At 66.1% G+C, this 21,528-nt stretch carries 20 protein-coding genes; 7 read left to right on the top strand and 13 right to left on the bottom strand.

From position 1 onward, the window contains the following. The first annotated feature begins 133 nt into the window (after positions 1–133). Entirely contained in the window at positions 134–1,207 is a 1,074-nt protein-coding gene (locus AACH06_RS08215) for an aldose epimerase family protein (protein WP_341425167.1), read from the top strand. Positions 1,208–1,228: 21 nt separating this feature from the next. On the opposite strand, the gene AACH06_RS08210 is transcribed toward AACH06_RS08215, so the two are convergent. From AACH06_RS08210 to AACH06_RS08185, 6 genes are all read right to left on the bottom strand, one after another. Further along, complete coding sequence (locus AACH06_RS08210; RefSeq protein ID WP_341425166.1) at positions 1,229–2,203, bottom strand: endonuclease/exonuclease/phosphatase family protein; 975 nt, start codon at positions 2,201–2,203, stop codon at positions 1,229–1,231. Between the two features lie 142 nt (positions 2,204–2,345). Further along, complete coding sequence (locus AACH06_RS08205; RefSeq protein WP_341425164.1) at positions 2,346–3,167, bottom strand: HDOD domain-containing protein; 822 nt, start codon at positions 3,165–3,167, stop codon at positions 2,346–2,348. A gap of 116 nt (positions 3,168–3,283) precedes the next feature. After that, positions 3,284–4,072 carry a head GIN domain-containing protein gene (locus tag AACH06_RS08200; protein ID WP_341425163.1) on the bottom strand — a complete coding sequence of 263 codons (789 nt, stop codon included), beginning with the start codon at positions 4,070–4,072 and terminating at the stop codon, positions 3,284–3,286. A 168-nt stretch (positions 4,073–4,240) separates the two neighbouring features. Further along, positions 4,241–4,996, bottom strand: a complete 756-nt coding sequence (locus AACH06_RS08195) for an arginyltransferase (protein WP_341425162.1) — start codon at positions 4,994–4,996, stop codon at positions 4,241–4,243. Continuing rightward, complete coding sequence (gene aat / locus AACH06_RS08190; RefSeq protein ID WP_341425161.1) at positions 4,993–5,760, bottom strand: leucyl/phenylalanyl-tRNA--protein transferase; 768 nt, start codon at positions 5,758–5,760, stop codon at positions 4,993–4,995. The genes AACH06_RS08195 and aat overlap by 4 nt, the downstream gene beginning before the upstream one ends. A 110-nt stretch (positions 5,761–5,870) precedes the next feature. After that, entirely contained in the window at positions 5,871–8,084 is a 2,214-nt protein-coding gene (locus AACH06_RS08185; RefSeq protein WP_341425529.1) for a sodium-translocating pyrophosphatase, read from the bottom strand. A gap of 254 nt (positions 8,085–8,338) precedes the next feature. Here AACH06_RS08185 and ppa point away from each other — a divergent pair, with 254 nt between their 5' ends. Together ppa and AACH06_RS08175 are read left to right on the top strand one after the other, a co-directional pair. Next, positions 8,339–8,875 carry an inorganic diphosphatase gene (gene ppa / locus AACH06_RS08180; RefSeq protein WP_341425160.1) on the top strand — a complete coding sequence of 179 codons (537 nt, stop codon included), beginning with the start codon at positions 8,339–8,341 and terminating at the stop codon, positions 8,873–8,875. Between the two features lie 158 nt (positions 8,876–9,033). Then, positions 9,034–11,823 carry a M16 family metallopeptidase gene (locus tag AACH06_RS08175; protein ID WP_341425159.1) on the top strand — a complete coding sequence of 930 codons (2,790 nt, stop codon included), beginning with the start codon at positions 9,034–9,036 and terminating at the stop codon, positions 11,821–11,823. Between the two features lie 43 nt (positions 11,824–11,866). On the opposite strand, the gene AACH06_RS08170 is transcribed toward AACH06_RS08175, so the two are convergent. Further along, positions 11,867–13,144: a GNAT family N-acetyltransferase gene (locus AACH06_RS08170; RefSeq protein WP_341425158.1), complete on the bottom strand. Its 1,278-nt coding sequence runs from the start codon at positions 13,142–13,144 to the stop codon at positions 11,867–11,869. Between AACH06_RS08170 and AACH06_RS08165 the strand changes: the two genes are divergently transcribed. Together AACH06_RS08165 and AACH06_RS08160 are read left to right on the top strand one after the other, a co-directional pair. Then, positions 13,143–14,855, top strand: coding sequence for an NAD+ synthase (locus tag AACH06_RS08165; RefSeq protein WP_341425157.1), 1,713 nt, complete (start codon positions 13,143–13,145; stop codon positions 14,853–14,855). The genes AACH06_RS08170 and AACH06_RS08165 overlap by 2 nt on opposite strands. 36 nt (positions 14,856–14,891) lie before the next feature. Continuing rightward, positions 14,892–15,230 carry a P-II family nitrogen regulator gene (locus AACH06_RS08160; RefSeq protein WP_341425156.1) on the top strand — a complete coding sequence of 113 codons (339 nt, stop codon included), beginning with the start codon at positions 14,892–14,894 and terminating at the stop codon, positions 15,228–15,230. Positions 15,231–15,319: 89 nt separating this feature from the next. On the opposite strand, the gene AACH06_RS08155 is transcribed toward AACH06_RS08160, so the two are convergent. The 6 genes from AACH06_RS08155 to AACH06_RS08130 all read right to left on the bottom strand — a co-directional run bounded on the left by AACH06_RS08155 (position 15,320) and on the right by AACH06_RS08130 (position 18,791). Continuing rightward, entirely contained in the window at positions 15,320–15,925 is a 606-nt protein-coding gene (locus AACH06_RS08155; protein ID WP_341425155.1) for an LOG family protein, read from the bottom strand. After that, on the bottom strand, positions 15,922–16,335 hold the full coding sequence (locus AACH06_RS08150) for a diacylglycerol kinase (protein ID WP_341425154.1): 414 nt from the start codon (positions 16,333–16,335) through the stop codon (positions 15,922–15,924). Before AACH06_RS08150 ends, AACH06_RS08155 begins: the two co-directional genes overlap by 4 nt. 78 nt (positions 16,336–16,413) lie before the next feature. Then, positions 16,414–16,953: an RDD family protein gene (locus tag AACH06_RS08145; RefSeq protein ID WP_341425153.1), complete on the bottom strand. Its 540-nt coding sequence runs from the start codon at positions 16,951–16,953 to the stop codon at positions 16,414–16,416. Further along, positions 16,950–17,750 carry a DUF3106 domain-containing protein gene (locus AACH06_RS08140; RefSeq protein WP_341425152.1) on the bottom strand — a complete coding sequence of 267 codons (801 nt, stop codon included), beginning with the start codon at positions 17,748–17,750 and terminating at the stop codon, positions 16,950–16,952. Before AACH06_RS08140 ends, AACH06_RS08145 begins: the two co-directional genes overlap by 4 nt. Before the next feature lie 28 nt (positions 17,751–17,778). Then, entirely contained in the window at positions 17,779–18,228 is a 450-nt protein-coding gene (locus AACH06_RS08135; RefSeq protein WP_341425151.1) for a DUF3619 family protein, read from the bottom strand. Beyond that, the gene (locus tag AACH06_RS08130) at positions 18,225–18,791 is read right to left on the bottom strand and encodes an RNA polymerase sigma factor (protein ID WP_341425150.1); all 567 of its coding nucleotides are present in this window, start codon (positions 18,789–18,791) and stop codon (positions 18,225–18,227) included. The genes AACH06_RS08135 and AACH06_RS08130 overlap by 4 nt, the downstream gene beginning before the upstream one ends. Positions 18,792–19,037: 246 nt before the next feature. On the opposite strand from AACH06_RS08130, the gene AACH06_RS08125 reads away from it, so the two are divergent. Both AACH06_RS08125 and ilvN read left to right on the top strand, forming a co-directional pair. Further along, positions 19,038–20,819: an acetolactate synthase 3 catalytic subunit gene (locus tag AACH06_RS08125; protein WP_341425149.1), complete on the top strand. Its 1,782-nt coding sequence runs from the start codon at positions 19,038–19,040 to the stop codon at positions 20,817–20,819. Between the two features lie 166 nt (positions 20,820–20,985). Further along, a complete protein-coding gene (ilvN, locus tag AACH06_RS08120; protein WP_341425148.1) occupies positions 20,986–21,477 on the top strand; it encodes an acetolactate synthase small subunit in 492 nt (163 codons plus the stop codon). The last annotated feature ends 51 nt before the right edge of the window (positions 21,478–21,528 follow it).

Raw genomic sequence — 21,528 nt, 5'->3', positions numbered from 1 at the left:
GTGGCGCGATCGGCTACCAATATAAAGTAATACTAATTATTCAGGCAAGGGCGGCAACTACCGGGGTCTTTGCGCGGGTTGATCAAAAATTGGTCTTGCATTTATGCCGTCTCAGCCACACCCCTGACTGGCCATGCCCTATCCGTTGCCGTCTGTCGAATCCCGCGAGTTCGGTCGCCTTGCTGATGGGCGTGTCGTGCATGAGTACACGCTGCGCTGCGGTGGCATCACCTTGAGTGCGATCACGTTGGGCGGCATCGTGACGCGCCTGCTGGTGCCAGACCGACACGGGGAATTGGCCAATGTCGTGCTCGGCTTCGACGGGCTGACCGACTATGTCGAACGCAACCCGAACTTCGGGGTCATCGTCGGTCGCTACGCCAACCGCATTGCCAACGCGCAGTTCTCGCTCGATGGCCAGGTGCACCAGCTGCCGCAGAACGACGGCACGAATTGCCTGCACGGCGGGCCAGGCGGGTTTGGCACCCAGTTGTGGAGCGCAGAACCAGCGGCCGATGGCTCGCCGCGGTTGACGCTCAAGTACGTGTCGGCGGCCGGCGAGCAGGGCTTCCCGGGTTGTTTGAGGACGACCGTGCACTACACCTTGGGGCCTGATGCCAGTTGGCGCATCGACTACGAAGCCATCACCGATGCCCCCACGGTCGTCAATCTGAGCCATCACGATTACTTCAATCTGGGCGGCGCTGGTTCGGTGTTGCAGCACCGCCTGCAACTGACGGCCAGCCGCTACATGGAAGTGGGCCCGGGGCTGATCCCTTCCGGAGTGGCACCGGTCTCCGGGACACCGTTCGACTTCCGCACGCCTGCGGTGATCGAGGCCCGCATTCGGCAGCCGCACCAGCAACTGGGGCTGGGGAGGGGATACGACCATTGCTGGCTGCTCGATCGCCGCAGCCCGGATGGTCTGGAGCTGGCCGCACGCCTGGAAGACCCGACGAGCGGCCGCGCGATGAGCGTGTGGACGACCGAACCTGCGATCCAGTTCTACTCGGGCAACTTTCTGGACGGTCGGCTGCTCGGATCGGGTGGCCAGCGCTACCGTCAGGGCGATGGGCTGTGCCTGGAGACGCAGCATGCCCCTGACTCACCGAACCGCCCGGACAGCCCGGCCTGGCCCAGCACCGTGCTGCGGCCGGGGCAGATCTACCGCAGCGCCACCGAGCACCGGTTCGAAGCGGTGTCGTAGTCGGCGCCGGCCGCTGCGAGTTCAAGCCGCAAAGTCTGCCCATACCGCGGCGTGCTTTGATGCACAACGGGATGGGCCGGTGACACCCGCAAAAGGCTGCTCGCTGGCGATCGAATTGCGGCGCAGGTCCGGCATGCCACGCCGTTCGATGCCCGCCTCGACGAATGCCGCGCGCAAGGCATCGGAGACCAGGATGTAGTCGCGTTGCTCATTGCGGCGCACGTGGCAAGTCCATCGGTCGTCCGGGATGGGGTATTGCAGCGCGAGCACGTCGTGCAGCCCCTCCAGCCGTAGGAGGGGCGCCAAGGTCTGGGGCGCGTGCTGGGGCGAGTCGCCCAGATCGCCCATCACCGCCACGCGGTCTCGTGCCAGGTCGTAGCGCCGGGTAATCAATCGGGCGGCCGCGGCGGCTTGCCTTCGCCGCCACGTGTCGCCGCGCGCCCCCTCGACGTCGCTGCAGTGGAACTGCGTGAGCAGCAGGTACAGCGGCCGCCCATCGGCCAGCGCCAGCTCTACCTCGAGGCAGTCGCGTTCGAAGAGCCGGCCATGGTGATCGTGATCGAACAGGTGGCTGCGCAGGCTGATGACCGGCAGCCGGCTGAGCAGGCCGACGCTGATGCCGCGCGGGTCGTGGCTTTCGATCAGCATGGAGTAGGGGAAACGGTCTCCCAAATGCTGCTGGTTCACTGCGTCGATGGCGAGGCGGCTTTCGGCCTCGATCAGGCACTGCACATCCGCATTCACGGCCCGCAAGACCTGGGCCTTGGCCTGCTGACGAGCGGCGGGCAAGTTGGCACGCCGGTGCCGAATGCCGCCGCCGCCAAACTCCACATACCGCGCCAGCGCGGCCATCTGCAGCTTGCGGGGCGGCGAGGGCAGGGCAGCCAGGCGGTCGAGGGTGTCGATTCGTTGCGCGGCGTCGGCCAGCGTCAGGACCCTGGCGCGGCTGAACAGGTTCTCGCAGTTGAAGGTCGACAGCCGGATCTTCGTGCCCATGGGTCGGCGTTGCCGCGCACGACGGTGCGCACATCGAAGATCGACTGTGCCACCGGGCGTTGCGCCGGCCTTCCCCAGGGAAGAGGATGACGATCCGTCACGGCGCGCCGATTCGGGCGGCGTGAGGCAAAGACACTGAGCGTCAGTCTTCAGCCGAGGCGTCGTTGATGCGTTGCCAGTGCTGGGCGACCGCCTTGGCCAGGACGTTGGCATCCAGGCCGCTCACCTCTGAAACTTCTTCGGCGATTGCCTGCATATCGACACCGGCGATGGCGGCATCGGCCACGGCGCCCAGCGCCAACAGCGCGCGAACGGCCTGGGGGCGCTGCGACCACACGTCTCGCGGGTGGGGCCGCTCGCGCACGTAGTCGGCCACATCGCCGGCCAGGCCCCATGCGCGGCACAGTGACGAGCCCAGCACTTCGTGGCTCAGGCCGAACGACGCCGTCTCTTCATCGAGCAGCCCCGCCAGGTCGAGACCCGGGTGGCGGGCGAGCATCCCGGGGTACTCCGCCGGAGCATGCAGGCACAGCACCGCTTGTCCACTCTGGGCGAAGAGGCCGGCCGATTGGGCGCGCCAGGCATGCAGATTGAGGGATACCGCGGCCCGTCCCATCAGCAGGCCCCGCAGGCGCGCCGTGTCCCAGATGCGGGTCATGTCCGGCGAGGGCGGAAACTGGGTGCGCAGGCCCAGCTCCAGCGTGATGGCGGCGACCTCACGCATGCCCAGGTACAGCACCGCCTCGGCCACCGTCTCGACGCGGCGCAGCACGCCGAACATCGCCGAGTTGACCGTGCGCACCACCGCCGAGGCCAGCGCCAGATCACCTTCGATGACCTCGGCCACCTCGGGGATCGACGTGTCCTCGACGCCCATCAGCTCGGAGAGCTTCATCGTCGCGGCAGGGCTGGCGGGCAGTTCGATGTCGAGCTGGCGCAGGCTGGGATCGGGGCGGGTGGTCATGCTGTGGTCGTCCGCAAATGAGAGCAGGGGCCCGAGGGCCCCCTGCGAGGTCTGGGTGACGCTGATGATGGCTGGAAAGGCCGGCGAGCACAAACCCCGCAAAGGGGACGTGTCGCTTATCGCACAGCCCGCAGGTCGCCCGAGCCGACCACCCGGCTGCTGACCTTGGGCGGGTTGCCGCTGTAGGCCACATCGCCCGAGCCGGCGATCTGCACGGCCAGCGCCTCGCTGGCATGAACCCGCACGTCGCCCGAGCCCGCGATGTCGACGTTGACCCGCTTGGCCTGCATCTCGCCGGCATGGACGTCGCCGGAGCCCGCGATGTTGTAGCCCGCGTCGTCGCACTTGCCCTTGACCCAGATGTCGCCCGAGCCGGCCAGGCGGCTCACCAACTTGGTCAGCTCGGCGTTGTCGATTCGGACATCGCCTGAGCCGGCCAGCGACAGCTCGAACTGCTCGCCCTTGATGGCGCTGACGTTCAGGTCGCCGCTGCCGCGCAGATCGGCCTGGGTGAGCTTGGTGAAATCGACATTCACCACGAGCGGTGAGTCGGTGCGGATGCCCATGTTCGGCTTGACCTTCACGACCAGGGTGTCCCCTTCGACGGTGGTGAGGATCAGCGGGGCGATGTTGTCGTCCGCCCGAACGACCACACCGGGTGAGCCGGCGGGGCGCGCATTGACGGTGATGGCGCTGTCCAGGCGCAGTTTGGTGAAGGCGCCGATGGCGCGCTTGTCTTCGATGACGTTGCCCGAGCCTTGGACGCGGCTGTTGAACATGCCCGTCTGGATCTCGATCGTGGTGGCCTGTGCCGTGGGCGACGCGGCGAGGCTGATCAGCGACAGCAGCACGGTCATGAGCGGCGCTGCCATCAGGGCGGCTGTGTGGCGTGGACCTTGTGACATGTGAGGCTCCTTGTTCTCGAATGGTCCTGATGCTACGCAGCCGCGAGGCTGGGGCCAGCCCGCTGCGACGGGCCGTTGATTTGTCGGGTTGAGCGGCAAGGTGGCCGGATGGCCCGAAGGCCGTGCGGGCCGCTTCCAGCGGGCACCGCGCCGGCGCCCCGCGAAGCCTCACGCCTCGTCGGGCGGTGAGATCCATTGCCCATCCACCAAGACCTGGTGGGGGCGGAATTGCTGCTTGTAGGCCATCTTGGGGCTCTCTGCGATCCAGTAGCCCAGATACAGGTGCGGCAGCTTCATGGCCCGCGTCTGCTCTAGCTGCCACATCACGCAGTAGGTGCCGTAGCTGGCCTTCACATCGGGGTCGTAGAAGGTGTAGACGGCAGACAAGCCGTCGCTGAGGATGTCCACGATCGCCACCATGCGAAGTTCACCCAGGCCGCCGCCGGCTTCGGAGGGCAGAGGCTCGCGGAACTCGATGAGCCGTGAGTTCACTCGCGTCTGAAGCAGGAACTGGGTGTACTGGTCCACGCTGTCGTGGTCCATCCCGCCGCCGGCATGCCGGCCGGCCTGGTAGCGCAGGTAGAGCTGGTAGTGCTCGGGCACGAAACCCAGGCGCATTACCCGGGTCTTGAGGCCTTGATGGGCCGTCCAGGCGCGGCGCTGGCTGCGGGTGGGGCGGAAGGTGGCCACGGGCACCCGCAACGGCTGGCAGGCGCGGCAGCTGTCGCAATAGGGCCGGTAGGTGAACATGCCGCTGCGGCGGAAACCGCAGGCCACCAGAGCGGAATAGGCTTCGGCGTGGATCAGGTGGCCCGGGGTGGCCACTTGAGAGCGAGCCATCCTGTCCGGCAGGTAGCTGCACGGGTACGGTGCCGTCGCGTAGAACTGGAGCGACGCAAACGGAAGCTCTTTCGGATGGGTCACGGAGGGTTATCGGCAGCCAGTGGGTCCGACCTGAGGTCGAGTTGCTTCCAGCAGGCTGGATCATAGGCCCACTGCGGCGGGGCGGGCTGGTTCACGGCGTGACGCAGATGGGCTTCGAAGGCCTGCCGCGGGATGGGGCGGGCGCCCAGGCTGGCCAGATGCTGGGTCTGTTGCTGGCAGTCGATCAGCTCGATGCCATGGGCCCGGCAAAAGGCGACCAGCGCGGCGAGGGCCAGCTTTGACGCATCGGTTCGTCGCGCAAACATCGATTCGCCGTAGAACATCCGCCCCAGGTTGACACCGTAGAGACCGCCCACCAACTGCCCGTCGACCCAGGTTTCGACGCTGTGCACGATGCCACGGCGAGCCATGTCGACATAGGCGGCGATCATCTCCGGCACGATCCAGGTGCCGTCCTGGCCGTCGCGCGGCGACTGGGCACACGCGGCGATGACGGCCGGTGTGTCGGCATCAAAGCGGATCTCGCACCCCGGCGTGCGCAGGAAGCGTTGCAGGGTCTTGCGCAGCGAACGGGCGAGTTTGAACTCGGCCACCGGCAAGACCATGCGCGGATCGGTCGTCCACCACAGCAGGGGCTGCCCTTCGCCATACCAAGGGAAGATGCCGCGAGCATAGGCATTGACGAGACGCGTCGGGCTCAGGTCGCCACCGGCGGCGAGCAGGCCCGGCGCATCCGTGCCGGGGCCGAGCGCTTGATGGGTGGGCGGAAAAGGCGTGTCGCCGTGCAGCCAGGCCAGTCGCATCCGGCAAGCATACCGGCCACCGCCCACTCAACCTCTTGCCCGGCGAAACGAAAAAGGGCCGGCAATCTGCCGGCCCTTTGGTGGTGGGTTTGGCGCGGGGCTTTTCGCGTTCAGTTGCTGGCCGCTGACGCTGCCGGATCGGCCATCTGGACCGTCGCCGAAGCCGACGCTTCTGCAGGGGCGGTGGTCGAGACGGCCGGGACTGAAACCGCGGCAGGCTTGGCCTCATGGCCGGCACTGGCGGTGGTGCCGGCGGCCACCGGCAACAGCGGCACGATCAGCAGTGCGACGATGTTGATGATCTTGATCAGCGGGTTCACCGCGGGGCCGGCGGTGTCCTTGTAGGGGTCGCCCACGGTGTCGCCAGTGACGGCGCTCTTGTGCGCGTCGGAGCCCTTCTTGTGCAGCTTGCCATCGGCATCGGTGAAGCCTTCTTCGATCAGCTTCTTGGCGTTGTCCCAGGCGCCGCCGCCGGTGCACATGGAGATGCCAACGAACAGGCCGGTGACGATGGTGCCCATCAGCAGGCCACCCAGCGCGGCGGGACCCAGCAGCATGCCCACGATGACGGGCACGGCCACGGGCAGCAGCGAGGGGACGATCATCTCCTTGATGGCGGCGGTGGTCAGCATGTCCACCGCGGCGCTGTAGTCGGGCTTCTTCTTGCCCGCCATGATCTCGCCGCCCTGGAACTGGCGGCGCACTTCCACGACCACCGAGCCGGCGGCGCGGCCCACGGCCTCCATGGCCATGGCGCCGAACAAGTAGGGGATCAGGCCGCCGATGAACAGGCCGACGATCACCATGTGGTTGGACAGGTCGAACGACACGTGCATGCCGCGCGACTCCAGCGCGTGCGTGTAGTCGGCAAAGAGCACCAAGGCGGCCAGACCGGCCGAGCCGATGGCGTAGCCCTTGGTCACCGCCTTGGTGGTGTTGCCCACGGCGTCCAGCGGGTCGGTCACGTCGCGCACGCTGTCGGGCAGCTCGGCCATCTCGGCGATGCCACCACCGTTGTCGGTGATGGGGCCGTAGGCGTCCAGTGCCACGATGATGCCCGCCATGCTCAGCATGGCCGTGGCACCGATGGCGATGCCGTACAGGCCGCCCAGCGAGTAGGCCGACACGATCGCCAGGCAGACGAAGATCACCGGCCAGGCGGTGGACTTCATGCTCACGCCCAGGCCGGCGATCACGTTGGTGCCATGGCCCGTGGTGGAAGCCTGCGCCACGTGTTGCACGGGCTTGAATTGCGTGCCGGTGTAGTACTCGGTGATCCAGACCATCGCGGCGGTGAGCAGCAGCCCGATCACGCAGGTGCCGAACAAGGCCATGGCCGAGACACTGCCGCCGGAAGCCAGTTCCAGGCCCTTGGGGAACAGCGACACGGTGACACCGTAGAAAGCCGCCAGCGAGATCACGCCGGCAACGATCAGGCCCTTGTAAAGCGCCGGCATCACGTTCTTCATGCCGGGGCTGGCCTTGACGAAGCTGCAGCCGATGATCGAGGCGATGATCGACACGCCGCCCAGCAGCAGCGGGTACACGGCGGCCGTCATGGCGCCGGAGGCGGTGACCATCAGCGCGCCCAGCGCCATGGTGGCGATCAGCGTGACGGCATAGGTTTCGAACAAGTCTGCGGCCATGCCGGCGCAGTCGCCCACGTTGTCGCCCACGTTGTCGGCGATCACGGCGGGGTTGCGCGGATCGTCTTCAGGGATGCCGGCCTCCACCTTGCCCACCAGGTCGGCGCCCACATCGGCGCCCTTGGTGAAGATGCCACCGCCCAGTCGCGCGAAGATCGAGATCAGGCTGGAACCGAAGGCCAGGCCGAGCAGGGGCTTGAGCGTGGCCGAATCGGCGTTGACGCCGCCGCTGAGGAACCAGAAGAAGATGCCGACGCCCAGCAGGCCCAGGCCGACCACCAGCATGCCGGTGATGGCGCCGCCCTTGAACGCAACGTCCAGCGCCGGCCCGATGCCTTGCGTGGCCGCCTGCGTGGTGCGCACGTTGGCGCGTACCGACACGTTCATGCCGATGAAGCCGCAGGCGCCCGACAGCACGGCACCCACCACGAAGCCCGCGGCCGTCATGCCGCCGAGGAAGAAGAAGATCAGCACGGCGAGCACCGCGCCCACGACGCCAATCGTCTTGTATTGGCGCGCCAGGTAGGCCGCAGCCCCTTGCTGGATCGCGCCCGCAATCTCTTGCATGCGGGCATTGCCCGCGTCCTGGCTCAAGATCCAGCTGCGCTGAATGAAGCCATAAAGCACAGCCGCGAGGCCGCACGCCAGCGCCACATACAGCGCCATGGTGGTCGATATCAAAGGGATCTCCTTCCGCTCACTGACACTTACTTGGTGCTATGCGCCCCTCGTTCGAGAAGCTGCTTTTGGCGGCCCCGGCAGGGCGCTCAACGATGCTAAGGGGAAGCTTTCGCGGCCCGGCATGGTGTTTTCCTGCGGGCGCCCCAGGCGAAGGTCAGTGTGGGCAACGCGGCCACAAAGGGCAAGGCCGCTGTCAGCAGCCTTCGTAGAATCGGGGTTTTCCCGCTGAACGCAACCTTCCCGAGAACATCATGAGCCTGCACAACGTGACCGCCGGCGCCAAGGCGCCCAATGAGTTCAACGTGATCATCGAGATTCCGATGAATGCCGATCCGATCAAGTACGAGGTCGACGAAGACAGCGGCGCCTTGTTCGTCGACCGCTTCATGTCGACGTCGATGCACTACCCCTGCAACTACGGCTACATCCCCCAGACGCTGGCCGACGATGGCGACCCGGTCGATGTGCTGGTGATCACCCCTGTGCCGCTGATCCCGGGCGTGGTGGTGACCTGCCGCCCGATCGGCATGCTGCGCATGGACGACGAGGCCGGTGGCGACAACAAGCTGATTGCCGTGCCGGTCGACAAGATCCTGTCGCTCTACACCCAGTGGCAAAAGCCTGAAGACCTGAACCCGCTGCGCCTGAAGACGATTCAGCATTTCTTCGAGCACTACAAGGATCTGGAGCCCGGCAAGTGGGTGAAGGTCCTCGGTTGGGAAGGCCCTGATGCCGCCCGCGAAGAGGTGCGCATCGGCCAGGCCAACTGGAAGGCCAAGCAGGCCTGATGGCTTCGGGGCACCGGGCAGTGGCTCAGGTGCCTTGAGGTATCGTCCGCGCTGGCGAGCCGCCTGATGGAGGCGGCCGCGGCGTCCGGTTCGAAACGCCGCCTGCGGGCGGCGTTCGCATTTGCCGGGCGCTGGTTTCTCGATCAGGAGTCGAACCAATGCGCAAGATCCCGTCCGGGTGGTTGATTGCGGCCAGCGCCATGCTGGCCTGTGCGGCACAGGCCGCTCCCGCCCGCAAGCCCCCACCCAAGGCCCCGGCGCGGGGCAAGCCTGTGGCAGCGGCCCCGGCCGCGCCGGCTGGCGTTGCGATGCAGCCCGTGCGCAGCGTCGAGGGCATCACCGAATACCGTTTGCCCAATGGGCTGCAGGTGCTGCTGGCGCCAGACGACGCCAAGCCCACCACCACGGTGAACCTCACCTACCGTGTGGGGTCGCGCCACGAGAACTACGGCGAGACCGGCATGGCCCACCTGCTGGAGCACCTGCTGTTCAAGGGCTCGCCGAAATACCCCAAGGCCTGGGCCGAGTTCACCAAGCGTGGCCTGCGCGCCAACGGCAGCACCTGGCTGGATCGCACCAACTACTTCGCGAGCTTCACCGCCAACGAAGAGAACCTGAAGTGGTACCTGGGCTGGCAGGCCGACGCGATGATCAACAGCTTCATCGCGCGCAAAGACCTGGACACCGAGATGACGGTGGTCCGCAACGAGATGGAGATGGGCGAGAACAACCCGTCGCGCATCTTGTTCGAGAAGACGCTGGCGATGATGTACCAGTGGCACAACTACGGCCACGACACCATCGGCGCGCGCGCCGACGTGGAGAACGTCGACATCGGCCGCTTGCAGGCCTTTTATCGCCAGTACTACCAGCCGGACAACGCGACGCTGATCGTCAGCGGCAAGTTCGATCCGGCCAAGGTGGTGGCCTGGGTGCAAGCCGAGTTCAGCAAGATCCCGGTGCCGAAGCGGCAGTTGCCCAAGCTCTACACGATCGACCCGGTGCAGGATGGCGAACGCGCCATCACGCTGCGCCGCAACGGCGGCGTGCCGCTGCAGTTCGCGGCCTACCATGTGCCGCCGGGGGCGCACCCGGACACCGCGGCCGTCGAGCTGCTGGGCCTGGTGATGAGCGATGTGCCCGCCGGCCGCTTGCACAAGAAGCTGGTGGAAGGGCAGCTGGCCGCCAGTGTCTTCTCTTGGAATGCCGCGCTGGCCGACCCGGGCTTCGCACTCTTTGGTGCCCAGCTCGCGCCGGGGCAAGACGCCGACAAGGCGCGCGAGGCGATGCTCGCGACGATCGAGTCGGTCACGTCGCAGCCGATCACCGAAGAAGAGGTGAACCGGGCGCGCGCCAAGTGGCTGAAGGACTGGGACCTGCGGTTCTCCGATCCTGAGACCGTGGGCGTGGCCTTGTCGGAAACCGTGGCGCAGGGCGACTGGCGCTTGTTCTTCCTGTTGCGTGATCGCGTGAAGACGGTGACCGCGGCAGACCTGAACCGCGTCGCCGCAGAGCGCTTCCTGCGCGACAACCGCACGCTGGCCTCCTATGTGCCCACCGACAAGCCCACGCGCGCTCCGAAGCCCGAGAACGTCAACCTGGCCGAGCAGCTGAAGAGCTTCAAGCCGGTGGAGACGGTGGCCAAGGTCGACGCCTTCGACGCTTCGCCCGCCAACATCGAATCGCGCACCCAGCGCTTCGAGGTGGCGCCGGGCATGAAGGTGTCGCTGTTGCCGAAGGCCACGCGTGGCGATGTGGTCAACGCCCAGTTGTCGCTGAGGCTGGGCGATGAGGAGAGCCTGAAGGGCCAGTCGACCAGCGCCGAACTGCTGGGCGCGATGCTCGACAAGGGCACGGCCAAATTGAGCCGCCAACAGTTGCAGGATCGCCTGACCGAGCTCAAGGCGGAAGTGCAGTTCGGCGGCTCGCCCGACCATCTGCTGGCCAACGTGATGACCACGCGCGAGAACCTGCCCGCGGTGATCGAGCTGGTGAGCCAGATGCTGCGCGAACCTTCGTTCCCCGCCGACGCGTTGGAGGAGGTGCGCCGCCAGGTGATCTCCAGCGTCGAGCAAAGCCGCAAGGAGCCCGAGGCCATCGTCGAAGACGCGCTGGATCGCCATGGCAACCCCTATCCGAAGGGCGACGTGCGCTACGCACGCACCTTCGACGAGACGGTGGCCGAGGTCAACGCTGTCACGGTGGCGCAGATCAAGGCCTTCCATCAGCGCTTCGTCGGCGCCGGTCGCGCGCAGTTCGCGGCGGTGGGCTCGATGGATGTGGCGGCCGTGCGCGCCGCGCTCGAGAAGACGTTCGGCGGCTGGAACTCGGGTGTGGCCTTCAAGCGGGTGCCGCATCCGTTGCTGGCCACGCCGCCGGCACGTCTGTCGTTCGAAACGCCAGACAAGCAGAACGCCACGATGCTGGTTCGCCAAGCCGTGCCGCTGCAGGAGCTGGATCCGGACCAGGCCGCGTTGATGGTGGCCAACTTTGCGTTCGGCTCCGGCGGCAATTCGCGGCTGTGGAAGCGCATCCGCGAAGCGGAAGGCCTGAGCTACGACGTGCGCAGTGGGTTGGCCTGGAACGCGGAAGAGGCCAACACGGGCTGGCAAGCCAGTGCCATCTTTGCGCCGCAGAACCGGGCCAAGGTTGAAAAGGCCTTCAAGGAAGAGGTCGAGCGTGCGATCAAGGAAGGCTTCACCGCCGACGAGATCGCCCAGGCGAAAGCGGGCCTGCTGAACTTCCGCCGCCTCGCGCGTGCGCAAGACGGCAACCTCGCCGGCGGCCTGGCCAACAACGAGTACCTCGGCCGCAAGTTCACCGTGGCGCAGCAGTTGGATGAGGCGATCTCTGCGGTGACGCCCGAGCAGGCGGGCGCCGCTTGGCGCAAGTACATCGACCCGCAGCGCTTTGTCAGCGCAGTCGCGGGTGATTTCAAGGGGCAGTGACGAGCCTCACGGCGGCGCCCACGGGCGCCGCCGGCCGACCCGCCTAGACTGACGACGGCTCGGAAGATGTGCCCGTCGCGGCGGATGGCTCGTCGGGCCGAGCCGCGGCGGGCGCATCCGGCGAGCGCTGCTCGCCAGCGCCCGTCGGTGAGTTCTTGAACGGGTTGCGCTCCCGCAATTCGTCCAGGTAGCTGGCCATTCCTTGGCCCTCTCGGGCCAGGAAGTCTTCCACCGCGCGGGCGAACTGGGGGTGCGCCAGCCAGTGCGCCGAGCGTGTGGGCTCGGGGGTGAGCCCGCGAGCCATCTTGTGCTCGCCCTGTGCACCCCCTTCAAAGCACAGAAACTGCTGCTCGATGCACCACTGCAACGGCTGGTAGTAGCAGGCCTCGAAGTGCAGGAACGGCACCTCTTCGGTGGCGCCCCAGTAGCGCCCCCAGGCCCAGCGCCGTTCCCGGTCGATCGCCACCAGCGAGGCCGCGATCGGCCGGCCATCCCGGTGGGCGATGAACATCAGCCAGTGTTCGGGCAGCTCGCGAGCGACCTGCAGAAAAAACGGCAGGTTGAGGTAGGGCGTCGAGCCATGGGCCCGATAGGTCAGGCTGTAGCAGCGGTGGAAGAAGCGCCAGTCGGCTTCGGTGATGGCCGCGCCTTCACGCACCTGGAATTCGATGCCGGCTTCGGTGACGCGGCGGCGCTCTTGCTGGATCTTCTTGCGCTTTTCACGCTGCAGCGCCGCCAGGAACTCAGCGAAGCCGGCAAACGGCGTTTCGGCCCGGTTGCGCCAGTGGAACTGCACGCCGTGGCGAACCATCCAGCCATCGGCCTGGGCTGCCTCGACATCGTCATCCAACCCGAACAACAGATGAGCCGATGACAGCTCGTTTTGTATGGCGAGGCTGCGCAGCGCGCGGGCGAGCAGCCATCGATCCGCTGCCGTGTGGGCGAGTAGCCGGGCGCCCGGCACCGGGGTGAACGGCACGGCCGCCAAGAGCTTGGGGTAGTAATCGAGACCGTGCCGCTGATAGGCGTCGGCCCAGGCCCAGTCGAACACGTACTCGCCGTAGGAATGGGTCTTGAGGTAGGCCGCCACCGCGCCGGCCAGCCGCCCGTGGCGGCTGAGTGTGATGAAGGCCGGTGCCCACCCGGTGTGCGCGGTGGCGCAACCGGTGTCGTGCAGTGCCCGGAGGAACTCGTGGCGAAGAAATGGCAAGCGCTCTGGGTGAGCGGCCAGCAGTTCGTTCCATGCCTTGGCGTCGATTTCAGACGGGTCGCCATGGACCCGAATGACATAATCGATCGCTCCGCTTTCCGTATCGCTCATGCGCAGCCCGGACTCCGTCTCAGGCACCGTCTTGGTGGCCTTGGCCCAGATCAACGCGACGGTGGGCGACCTGGCCGGAAACGCCCGCCAGATGGTCGAAGCGGCCCGCTCTGCCTATGCCCAGGGTGCGCGGCTGGTGCTGGCGCCCGAGTTGGCGCTGACGGGCTACCCGCCTGAAGACCTCCTGCTGCGGCCCGCGTTCATGCAGGCTTGCGAACAACAACTGGCCGCCTTGGCGGACGAGTTGCGCGATTGCGTGGGGCTGCATCTGATCGTAGGCCATCCGATGGCGTGGGGTGAGGCCACCGATCTTAGGTCGAAGTCCTATTCCTTGCCGCGGCGGTTCAATGCCGCTTCCGTGTTGGCGGACGGGCAGGTCGTGTCCACCTACTGCAAACGCGAGCTTCCGAACTACCAAGTGTTCGACGAACGACGCTATTTCGCGTCCGGCCGCGACGCGGGCCGAGGGCCGGTGGTGGTGGAGGTGGAAGGGGTGCGCTATGGCATCCTGATTTGCGAGGACGCCTGGTTCGATGAGCCTGCGCAGGCGGCCTGTGCAGCGGGCGCCCAAGTGTTGTGCGTGCTGAATGCGTCGCCGTTCCACCTGGACAAACACGAAGAGCGCGAGAAGCGCATGGCGGCGCGCGCGCAATCGTGCGGTGTGCCGCTGCTGTATTCGCACCTGGTGGGTGGCCAGGACGAGGTGGTGTTCGATGGTGCGTCGTTCGCGGTGGACGCGCGTGGCGTGGTGCAGGCGCGTGCCGCGATGTTCGAGCCGGCCACCTTGATGGTGGAGCTGGCCGCGGATGGCACCGTCAAAGGCGATCGGGCCCCGGTGCCCGAGGTCGAGGCCCAGGCCTGGGGCGCGCTCGTCTGTGGCGTGCGCGACTACGTCACCAAGAACGGTTTCCCGGGCGCGATCATCGGCCTGTCTGGCGGCATCGACTCGGCGCTGGTGCTGGCCATCGCCGTCGATGCGCTGGGTGCAGACAAGGTTCGCTGCGTGATGATGCCTTCGCCTTACACGGCGGACATCTCCTGGCTCGATTCGCGCGACATGGTGGCGCGCCTGGGGGTGCGCTACGACGAGATCGGCATCTCGCCGATGTTCGACACTTTCCGGGCGGCGCTGGCTCCTCAATTCGCCGGGCTGGCCGAAGACACGACCGAAGAGAACATCCAGGCGCGGGTGCGCGGCACGCTGCTGATGGCGCTGTCCAACAAGACCGGCGCCATCGTGCTGACCACAGGCAACAAGAGCGAGATGGCGACCGGCTACTGCACCTTGTACGGCGACATGGCCGGCGGTTTCGCGGTCATCAAGGATGTGGCCAAGACCCTGGTCTATCGACTGGCCGTGTGGAAGAACGAACAGCCGAATCGCCGGGCCGATGGCTCGGTGGGGGCGGTCATTCCCGAGCGGATCATCACGCGGCCGCCATCGGCCGAGCTGCGGCCAGATCAAAAAGACCAGGACAGCCTGCCGCCGTATGAGGTGTTGGATGCCATCCTGGCGCGCTACATGGAAGACGACCAGAGCATCGAGGACATCGTGGCCGCCGGATTCGAGCGGGCCGATGTGGAACGGGTGACGAGGCTCATCAAGATCAACGAGTACAAGCGGCGCCAGGCACCGGTTGGAATCCGCATCACCCATCGGGCGTTCGGGCGGGATTGGCGATATCCGATCACGTCCAAGTTCCGTGCTTAAATCGAACCGAACTCAGCTTTTCCCACGGAGGCCGCCATGAAACAAATCACCGCCATCATCAAGCCGTTCAAGCTCGAAGAGGTGCGCGAAGCCCTGGCCGAAGTAGGCGTCTCGGGCTTGACGGTCACCGAGGTGAAGGGCTTCGGCCGCCAAAAGGGCCACACCGAGCTGTACCGTGGTGCCGAGTACGTGGTGGACTTCCTGCCGAAGGTGAAGATCGAGGTCGTGGTGCGCGACGCGGACGTCGACCGGGCCATTGAGTCGATCGTCAAGGCGGCCAAGACCGGCAAGATCGGCGACGGCAAGATCTTCGTGACGGCCGTCGAACAAGTGGTGCGCATCCGCACCGGCGAGACCGACGAATCAGCGGTGTAACCAGGGCCGGGGTGCGGTGGCTGGCGCCGCGTTGTGCCAGCCACCTCGGGAATGCCGCACGCGATGGGTGCACGCCACCGAGACGTGCATCAGATGCGGCTGAAGTCGTCGAGCTGTGAGGCCTTGCGCGCTGCCGAGGCGAGTTGGTCCAGCAGCGACACCGGGTCGTTGCCCACGGCCAGCATCCCCTGTTGTTCTTCATCGACAAAACCCGCTTGCTGGGTGTGATGCATGAAGGCGAGCAGCGGATCGTAGAAACCGGCGATATTGAGCAGACCAATGGGTTGGTCGTGGTAGCCGAGATGGCGCCATGTCCACACTTCGAACAGTTCTTCGAAGGTGCCGATCCCACCGGGCAGGGCGACGAAGCCGTCGGCCAATTCGGCCATCAGCTTCTTGCGCTCGTGCATCGTTTGCACGACATGCAACTCGGTCACGCCGCGGTGGCCGACTTCGCGCTGGAGCAGCTTCTCGGGAATCACGCCCACCACCTCCGCGCCGGCTGACATTGCGGCATCCGCCGTCGCGCCCATCAGCCCGACATTGCCGCCGCCATAGACCAAGCGCCAGCCGCGCCGGGCAATCTCCCGGCCGAGCGCCTGTGCCGCGTCCAGATAGGCCGGCGAGTTGCCGAAACGTGAACCGCAGTAGACGCAGAGGCTGAAGGGGGCGGGTCTCGAGGCGGAGGTGTTCATGAGAGGCCGGTGTGGAAGCGGGCCCACAGTGCCGCGGCCCAGATGCCACCGCACAGCACGAGCGACATCCATACCGCGGCGCTGGCGACATCCTTGGCGCGGCCCGAGAGTTCGTGTCGCTCGGGGCCAATGCGGTCGATGGCGGCCTCGATGGCAGAGTTCAACAGCTCGACGATCATCACGAGCCAGACGCTGGCGCACAGCAGCGCCACTTCAACCCAGCTTCGGCCCACCCAGAATGCCAGGGGCACGAGCACGGCGGCGATCGCCACTTCCTGGCGGAAGGCTTTCTCGCCCCGAAAGGCCAGGCTGAGCCCGCGGACGGAGTTGGCCCAGGCTTTTTGAAGTCTCTCGAACCCACCGGTGGATTTCGGTGGGGGGGTGTCGATTGGGTGAAGCGGTGTACTCATCGGTGTGGGATTCTGACAGGCGCCACCGCCCGGGTATTGGCCGGGCGTGCGCCCGTGGTCACCCGGCGAGGTGCGGGATCAGGCGGCGGCTCGTGCCGGGCGCACGTCCACCAGGCGGGTGCCGCAAACCATGTCGTGCCAAAACTGCCGCTGCGGGTTCAGCCTGGCCAGAGCGGCATAGGCCAGCACACCCGCCAGCATCACGCCGAAGATGCTGCCGCCCTTGAGCCCGGCCGCATGGGCGGCGAACAGTGCGGGTGCGAACCACAGCCAGCTCAGCAAGTACCGGGCGGCAGCACGGGCCTGGCTGACGGGCCGGCCGGCGGCATCGAGCAGGCGGACGTGCCAAGCCTTCATCGCCACCGTCTGACCGCCGTGGGACCAGAACCAGACGAAGTAGATACCCAGCACGACAAAGAGAAACAGTTGCAGACCGATGGTCCCTTGGAGGGCGTGCCGCATCTGGGTGAGCGAGGAGTAGAGGTAACCCGCGATCATGAGCACGCCGAACAGCAGCACGCCCTCGTACACAAAGGCGGCCATGCGGCGCGCCAGCGCGGGCACGGGCCATGTCGCCGCAGGCGACGCGTCGCCTGCGGGGAAACTGGGTGAGGTCACGGCGCGCGAGATGCCGGCGCGGGCGAGGGGACCGCCGCCCCAGGCGATGGCGCCCGGTTGGATTTCACCGGCGGCGGCAAGGCGGCGCCCGGCTTCGGAAGCAGCGTCACTTTGTCGACCTGCTTGGGCGACGCGGCGATCTTGGGCTGCCCGGGTCGTTGGTGCTGCGGCGGATTGGGCGTGGCCGTCACCAAGGAGGTGGTGGCGCCGCGACCCGCCTGAACCAGCGTGGGAGCCACAGGCTTCGGCGGAGGTACCCGAGTGGGCGCCGCGACGATGTTGGATTTGGGAGCCTGCGCGTCCAGCGGGGCACTTCGCAGGCTTTGTGTCGGGCTCGGCGGCGCGCTCTGGATGGGGCTGGGCTTGGCCCGGGCTGCGAACGCTTCCCGCTCTTCAGCCGGAAGTGCCTGATAGGCTTCCCAGCGCGCCTGCCGATCTTGCGGCGCCACCTGCTTCGATTGCTGATAGTTCAGCCGTGCCTCGCTGCGCTGGGTGGGCGACATGCGCGCCCACTCGGTCATCCGTTCGCGCACGCGTTCTTGCCGCTGCGGCGGCATGGTGCCGAAGCGGGAGGCCACTTCGAGCCACTTTTGCTTGCGGCTGTCGTCCAGGCTGTCCCAATCGCCCCGCAGCGGGGTGAGGGCCTTCTGTTGTGCCGGAGAAAGCTGCGACCACGACGGCCCCCCTGGGTTGGCTGCCGGCGGGGCCGCCATGGCAGGCTGCGCCAAACCAAGCAGCAGGCTCAGGGCGGCGGGGAGGGTGATGCGGCGCAAGGTCACGTCAGCAAAGAGAAGCAAGTCGGCGGGCGATGGGCAAGAGTCCTGGTTACTGCGGGCTGTCTTCCTTGAGGAACTCGACAAAGCCCGCATCGCTGTATGCATCTGGCGGCAACTCGTCGCCCAACAGCGCGGCATCCAATTCGGCGGCAGCTTCGATCTGCGCGCGGTCATGCCACTCGTCGATGGCGATCAACCCGGCCACCAGCACGATCAGCGGCATCACGGAGGCGAAGCGGAACAGCCAACCCGGCTGTCGGCCCAGGATGCCTGTGCGGCCTCGACCGACCACCACGTCGGCAGGAGCCGATGCGACCGCCGGCGCGACACGCGCATGACGCGCGCGCTCGAGGGCGCGCTCACGCGCCACGCGCAATCGCTCGGAAATGTCGTGCGGGGTCTGGTCGGCCTGTTCGTGGAGCATGGCCCCCACGCGCAGCCCGAAACGGGCCTCAAGGCGTTCGACGTCCGCGGCCGAGCGGCTGACAGTGCTGTTCATGGCGCGATTCCCTTGGCTTTGAGCGCTTTGGCCAGCGAATGGACGGCACGTGAGCAGTGTGTTTTCACACTGCCTTCCGAGCAGCCCATGACGCTGGCTGTTTCTGCAACATCCAGTTCCTCCCAGTAACGAAGCAGGAAGGCTTCGCGTTGACGACCTGGAAGCAGGGCAATCTCTTTTTCTATCAAAAGCAAAATCTGTTCCCGACCAACCGTGTCCGCCGCGCTTTCCGCGCCCAGCGAACCCTCCATGGTGGTCAGCAGTTCGAGCAGGTCGAAATCGGAATCCTCGTCTCCGCCGTCGAAATCCGACATGTTCTGGACGACGGCGTTGCGCACTTTTTGGCGCCGGAACCAGTCCATCGTCGCATTCGACAGGATGCGCTGGAACAGCAGCGGCAACTCCGCAGGCGGCCGATCCGCGTATTTTTCGGCCAGCCGGATCATGGCGTCCTGAACGATGTCCAGCGCCGCGTCATCGTCACGCACGGTGTAGGCCGTACGCTTGAACGCGCGCTTTTCAACGCTCTTGAGGAAGTCGGTCAGTTCTTTGTCGGTCGCCAAGGCGGGCTGGGGGCCGGGGAAACCCCTCGAAATCGGCGGCGATTATGTCATTCGGGATGCGCGCCACATGCACAAGCACAAACCGATGCAATAATGCTGCTTCGCACAATTTGCGAACTCGTCGTTCAGGCCGACCCGACCGCGGGCACCGGCAAAGTTGAAACGCGCAGGTTCCAAGTCCGCCTCACAAGGGCGCGAGGAGGTTCACCGATGGTTTTTCGTCAGAGAAATTCACAGAGGTTCGATATGGACATGTCTGCCGCGGAAGTCAAGCGTGCCGCTTCGGCACAACCGCACCCCACTTCCTCCCCCTCCGCCGAGCCCAACGGCTCGGAAATCCTCGTCCGCTGTCTGCAGGCTGAAGGCGTGCAGTTCCTCTGGGGCTACCCCGGCGGCGCGGTTCTCTACATCTACGACGCGCTGTATAAGCAAGACAGCATCCAGCACGTCCTGGTCCGCCATGAGCAAGCGGCCATCCATGCGGCTGACGGCTATGCCCGTGCCACCGGTGAGGTCGGCGTGGCGCTGGTCACCTCAGGCCCGGGTGTCACGAACGCCGTGACCGGCATCGCGACGGCCTACATGGATTCGATCCCGATGGTGATCATCACGGGCCAGGTGCCAACGCCGGCGATCGGGCTGGACGCCTTCCAGGAATGTGACACCGTCGGTATCACCCGCCCGATCGTCAAGCACAACTTCCTGGTCAAGGATGTGCGTGATCTGGCCACCACGATCAAGAAGGCCTTCCACATTGCCCGTACCGGCCGGCCCGGCCCGGTGGTGGTCGATATCCCGAAAGACGTCTCGCTGAAGACGGCGCCTTTCCACTACCCCGAGCGCGTCGAGATGCGCTCTTACAACCCGGTCAAGAAGGGCCACGGCGGACAGATCCGCAAGGCGGCCCAGCTCTTGTTGAGTGCCAAGCGGCCGTACATCTACACCGGTGGCGGCGTGATCCTGGGCAATGCCTCGGCCGAACTGCGTGAACTGGCCGACATCCTGGGCTACCCCTGCACCAACACGCTGATGGGCTTGGGCTCGATCTCGGCAGGCGACCCGAAGTTCCTCGGCATGCTCGGCATGCACGGCACCTACGAGGCCAACATGACGATGCAGCACTGCGACGTGCTGCTGGCGGTGGGCGCGCGGTTCGATGACCGGGTGATCGGCAACCCCAAGCACTTTGCATCGGTCGAGCGCAAGATCGTTCACATCGACATCGATCCGTCGTCGATTTCGAAGCGCGTAAAGGTCGACATCCCCATCGTCGGCGACGTGAAGGATGTGCTGCAGGAACTGATCGCCCACCTGAAGGAATCTGCCGCCAAGCCCGACAAGGAAGCGGTCAACGCCTGGTGGAGCCAGATCAACGAGTGGCGCAAGAAAGAGTGCCTGGCCTATCGCAAGAGCGATGAGGTCATCAAGCCGCAGCATGTCATCGAAACCCTGTGGCAACTCACCCGTGGCCGCGACACCTACATCACCTCCGACGTGGGTCAGCACCAGATGTGGGCGGCGCAGTTCTACGGCTTCTCCGAGCCGCGACGCTGGATCAATTCTGGCGGCCTGGGCACCATGGGTGTCGGCCTGCCCTACGCCATGGGGATCAAGCTGGCCAAGCCCGATGCGGACGTTTTCTGCATCACTGGCGAAGGCTCGATCCAGATGTGCATCCAGGAGCTCTCGACCTGCCAGCAGTACAAGACGCCGGTCAAGATCATCTCTTTGAACAACCGCTACCTGGGCATGGTGCGCCAGTGGCAGCAGCTGGACTATGGCGGCCGCTATTCGCACAGCTACATGGATGCGCTGCCAGACTTCGTGAAACTGGCCGAGGCCTATGGCCACGTCGGCATCAAGATCGAGAAGCCTTCTGAAGTGGAGCCGGCCCTGAAAGAGCTGATCCGTCTGAAGGACCGTACCGTCTTCCTCGACGTGCGCACCGACCCGACTGAAAACGTCTGGCCGATGGTGCAGGCGGGCAAGGGCATCTCTGAGATGCTGCTGGGGTCCGAGGACCTGTGACGGCGTGAAGGCCGATGTTGTCGGTGCGGTTACCGCCGCACCGGTGGCGTCGGTCGGAGTGCTGACACAGCCTGTGGGCCAATCGTTGTTCTTGTTGTCCTGAGAGCGTGGCCAAGCGCCGGCGGTTACCTCCGCCGGCCGTGAAGAGCGCGCTATGGAGTCACCCATGAAACACATCATCGCCGTGTTGCTCGAGAACGAGCCCGGTGCGTTGTCGCGCGTGGTCGCCTTGTTCTCGGCCCGCGGCTACAACATCGAGAGCCTCACGGTCGCACCGACCGAAGACTCGTCTCTGTCGCGCATGACGGTCGTGACGACCGGCTCCGACGAGGTGATCGAGCAGATCACCAAACACTTGAACCGCCTGGTCGACGTGGTCAAGGTCGTCGACCTCACCGAGGGCCAGTTCACCGAACGTGAGTTGATGCTCATCAAGGTGCGCGCCGTGGGCAAGGAGCGCGAAGAGATGAAGCGCATGGCCGACATCTTCCGCGGCCGCATCATCGACGTGACCGAGAAGAGCTACACGATCGAACTGACCGGTGACGCCGGCAAGCTCGACGCATTCATCGAGGCGATTGACCGCGCCGCCATCCTCGAAACCGTGCGCACCGGCACCAGCGGCATCGGCCGCGGCGAGCGCATTCTGCGGGTGTGACGACATCACCTGCACCCCACCCGAATCCATTCATTTTCCCGCCAGCGAAGA

Source organism: Ideonella lacteola, from assembly GCF_038066555.1.
In the GTDB taxonomy this organism is placed as follows: Bacteria; Pseudomonadota; Gammaproteobacteria; order Burkholderiales; family Burkholderiaceae_C; genus Ideonella; species Ideonella lacteola.
The sequence above is the reverse complement of the archived record's forward strand: the minus strand, read 5'-3'. Positions and strand labels throughout refer to the sequence as shown.

What these genes read in the sequence shown, in the direction of transcription:
- AACH06_RS08215 (WP_341425167.1), top strand. Translation starts at nt 134, where the DNA reads ATGCCCTATCCGTTGCCGTCTGTCGAATCCCGCGAGTTCGGTCGCCTT.
- AACH06_RS08210 (WP_341425166.1), bottom strand. Translation starts at nt 2,203, where the DNA reads ATGGGCACGAAGATCCGGCTGTCGACCTTCAACTGCGAGAACCTGTTC.
- AACH06_RS08205 (WP_341425164.1), bottom strand. Translation starts at nt 3,167, where the DNA reads ATGACCACCCGCCCCGATCCCAGCCTGCGCCAGCTCGACATCGAACTG.
- AACH06_RS08200 (WP_341425163.1), bottom strand. Translation starts at nt 4,072, where the DNA reads ATGTCACAAGGTCCACGCCACACAGCCGCCCTGATGGCAGCGCCGCTC.
- aat (WP_341425161.1), bottom strand. Translation starts at nt 5,760, where the DNA reads ATGCGACTGGCCTGGCTGCACGGCGACACGCCTTTTCCGCCCACCCAT.
- ppa (WP_341425160.1), top strand. Translation starts at nt 8,339, where the DNA reads ATGAGCCTGCACAACGTGACCGCCGGCGCCAAGGCGCCCAATGAGTTC.
- AACH06_RS08175 (WP_341425159.1), top strand. Translation starts at nt 9,034, where the DNA reads ATGCGCAAGATCCCGTCCGGGTGGTTGATTGCGGCCAGCGCCATGCTG.
- AACH06_RS08165 (WP_341425157.1), top strand. Translation starts at nt 13,143, where the DNA reads ATGCGCAGCCCGGACTCCGTCTCAGGCACCGTCTTGGTGGCCTTGGCC.
- AACH06_RS08170 (WP_341425158.1), bottom strand. Translation starts at nt 13,144, where the DNA reads ATGAGCGATACGGAAAGCGGAGCGATCGATTATGTCATTCGGGTCCAT.
- AACH06_RS08160 (WP_341425156.1), top strand. Translation starts at nt 14,892, where the DNA reads ATGAAACAAATCACCGCCATCATCAAGCCGTTCAAGCTCGAAGAGGTG.
- AACH06_RS08155 (WP_341425155.1), bottom strand. Translation starts at nt 15,925, where the DNA reads ATGAACACCTCCGCCTCGAGACCCGCCCCCTTCAGCCTCTGCGTCTAC.
- AACH06_RS08150 (WP_341425154.1), bottom strand. Translation starts at nt 16,335, where the DNA reads ATGAGTACACCGCTTCACCCAATCGACACCCCCCCACCGAAATCCACC.
- AACH06_RS08135 (WP_341425151.1), bottom strand. Translation starts at nt 18,228, where the DNA reads ATGAACAGCACTGTCAGCCGCTCGGCCGCGGACGTCGAACGCCTTGAG.
- AACH06_RS08125 (WP_341425149.1), top strand. Translation starts at nt 19,038, where the DNA reads ATGGACATGTCTGCCGCGGAAGTCAAGCGTGCCGCTTCGGCACAACCG.
- ilvN (WP_341425148.1), top strand. Translation starts at nt 20,986, where the DNA reads ATGAAACACATCATCGCCGTGTTGCTCGAGAACGAGCCCGGTGCGTTG.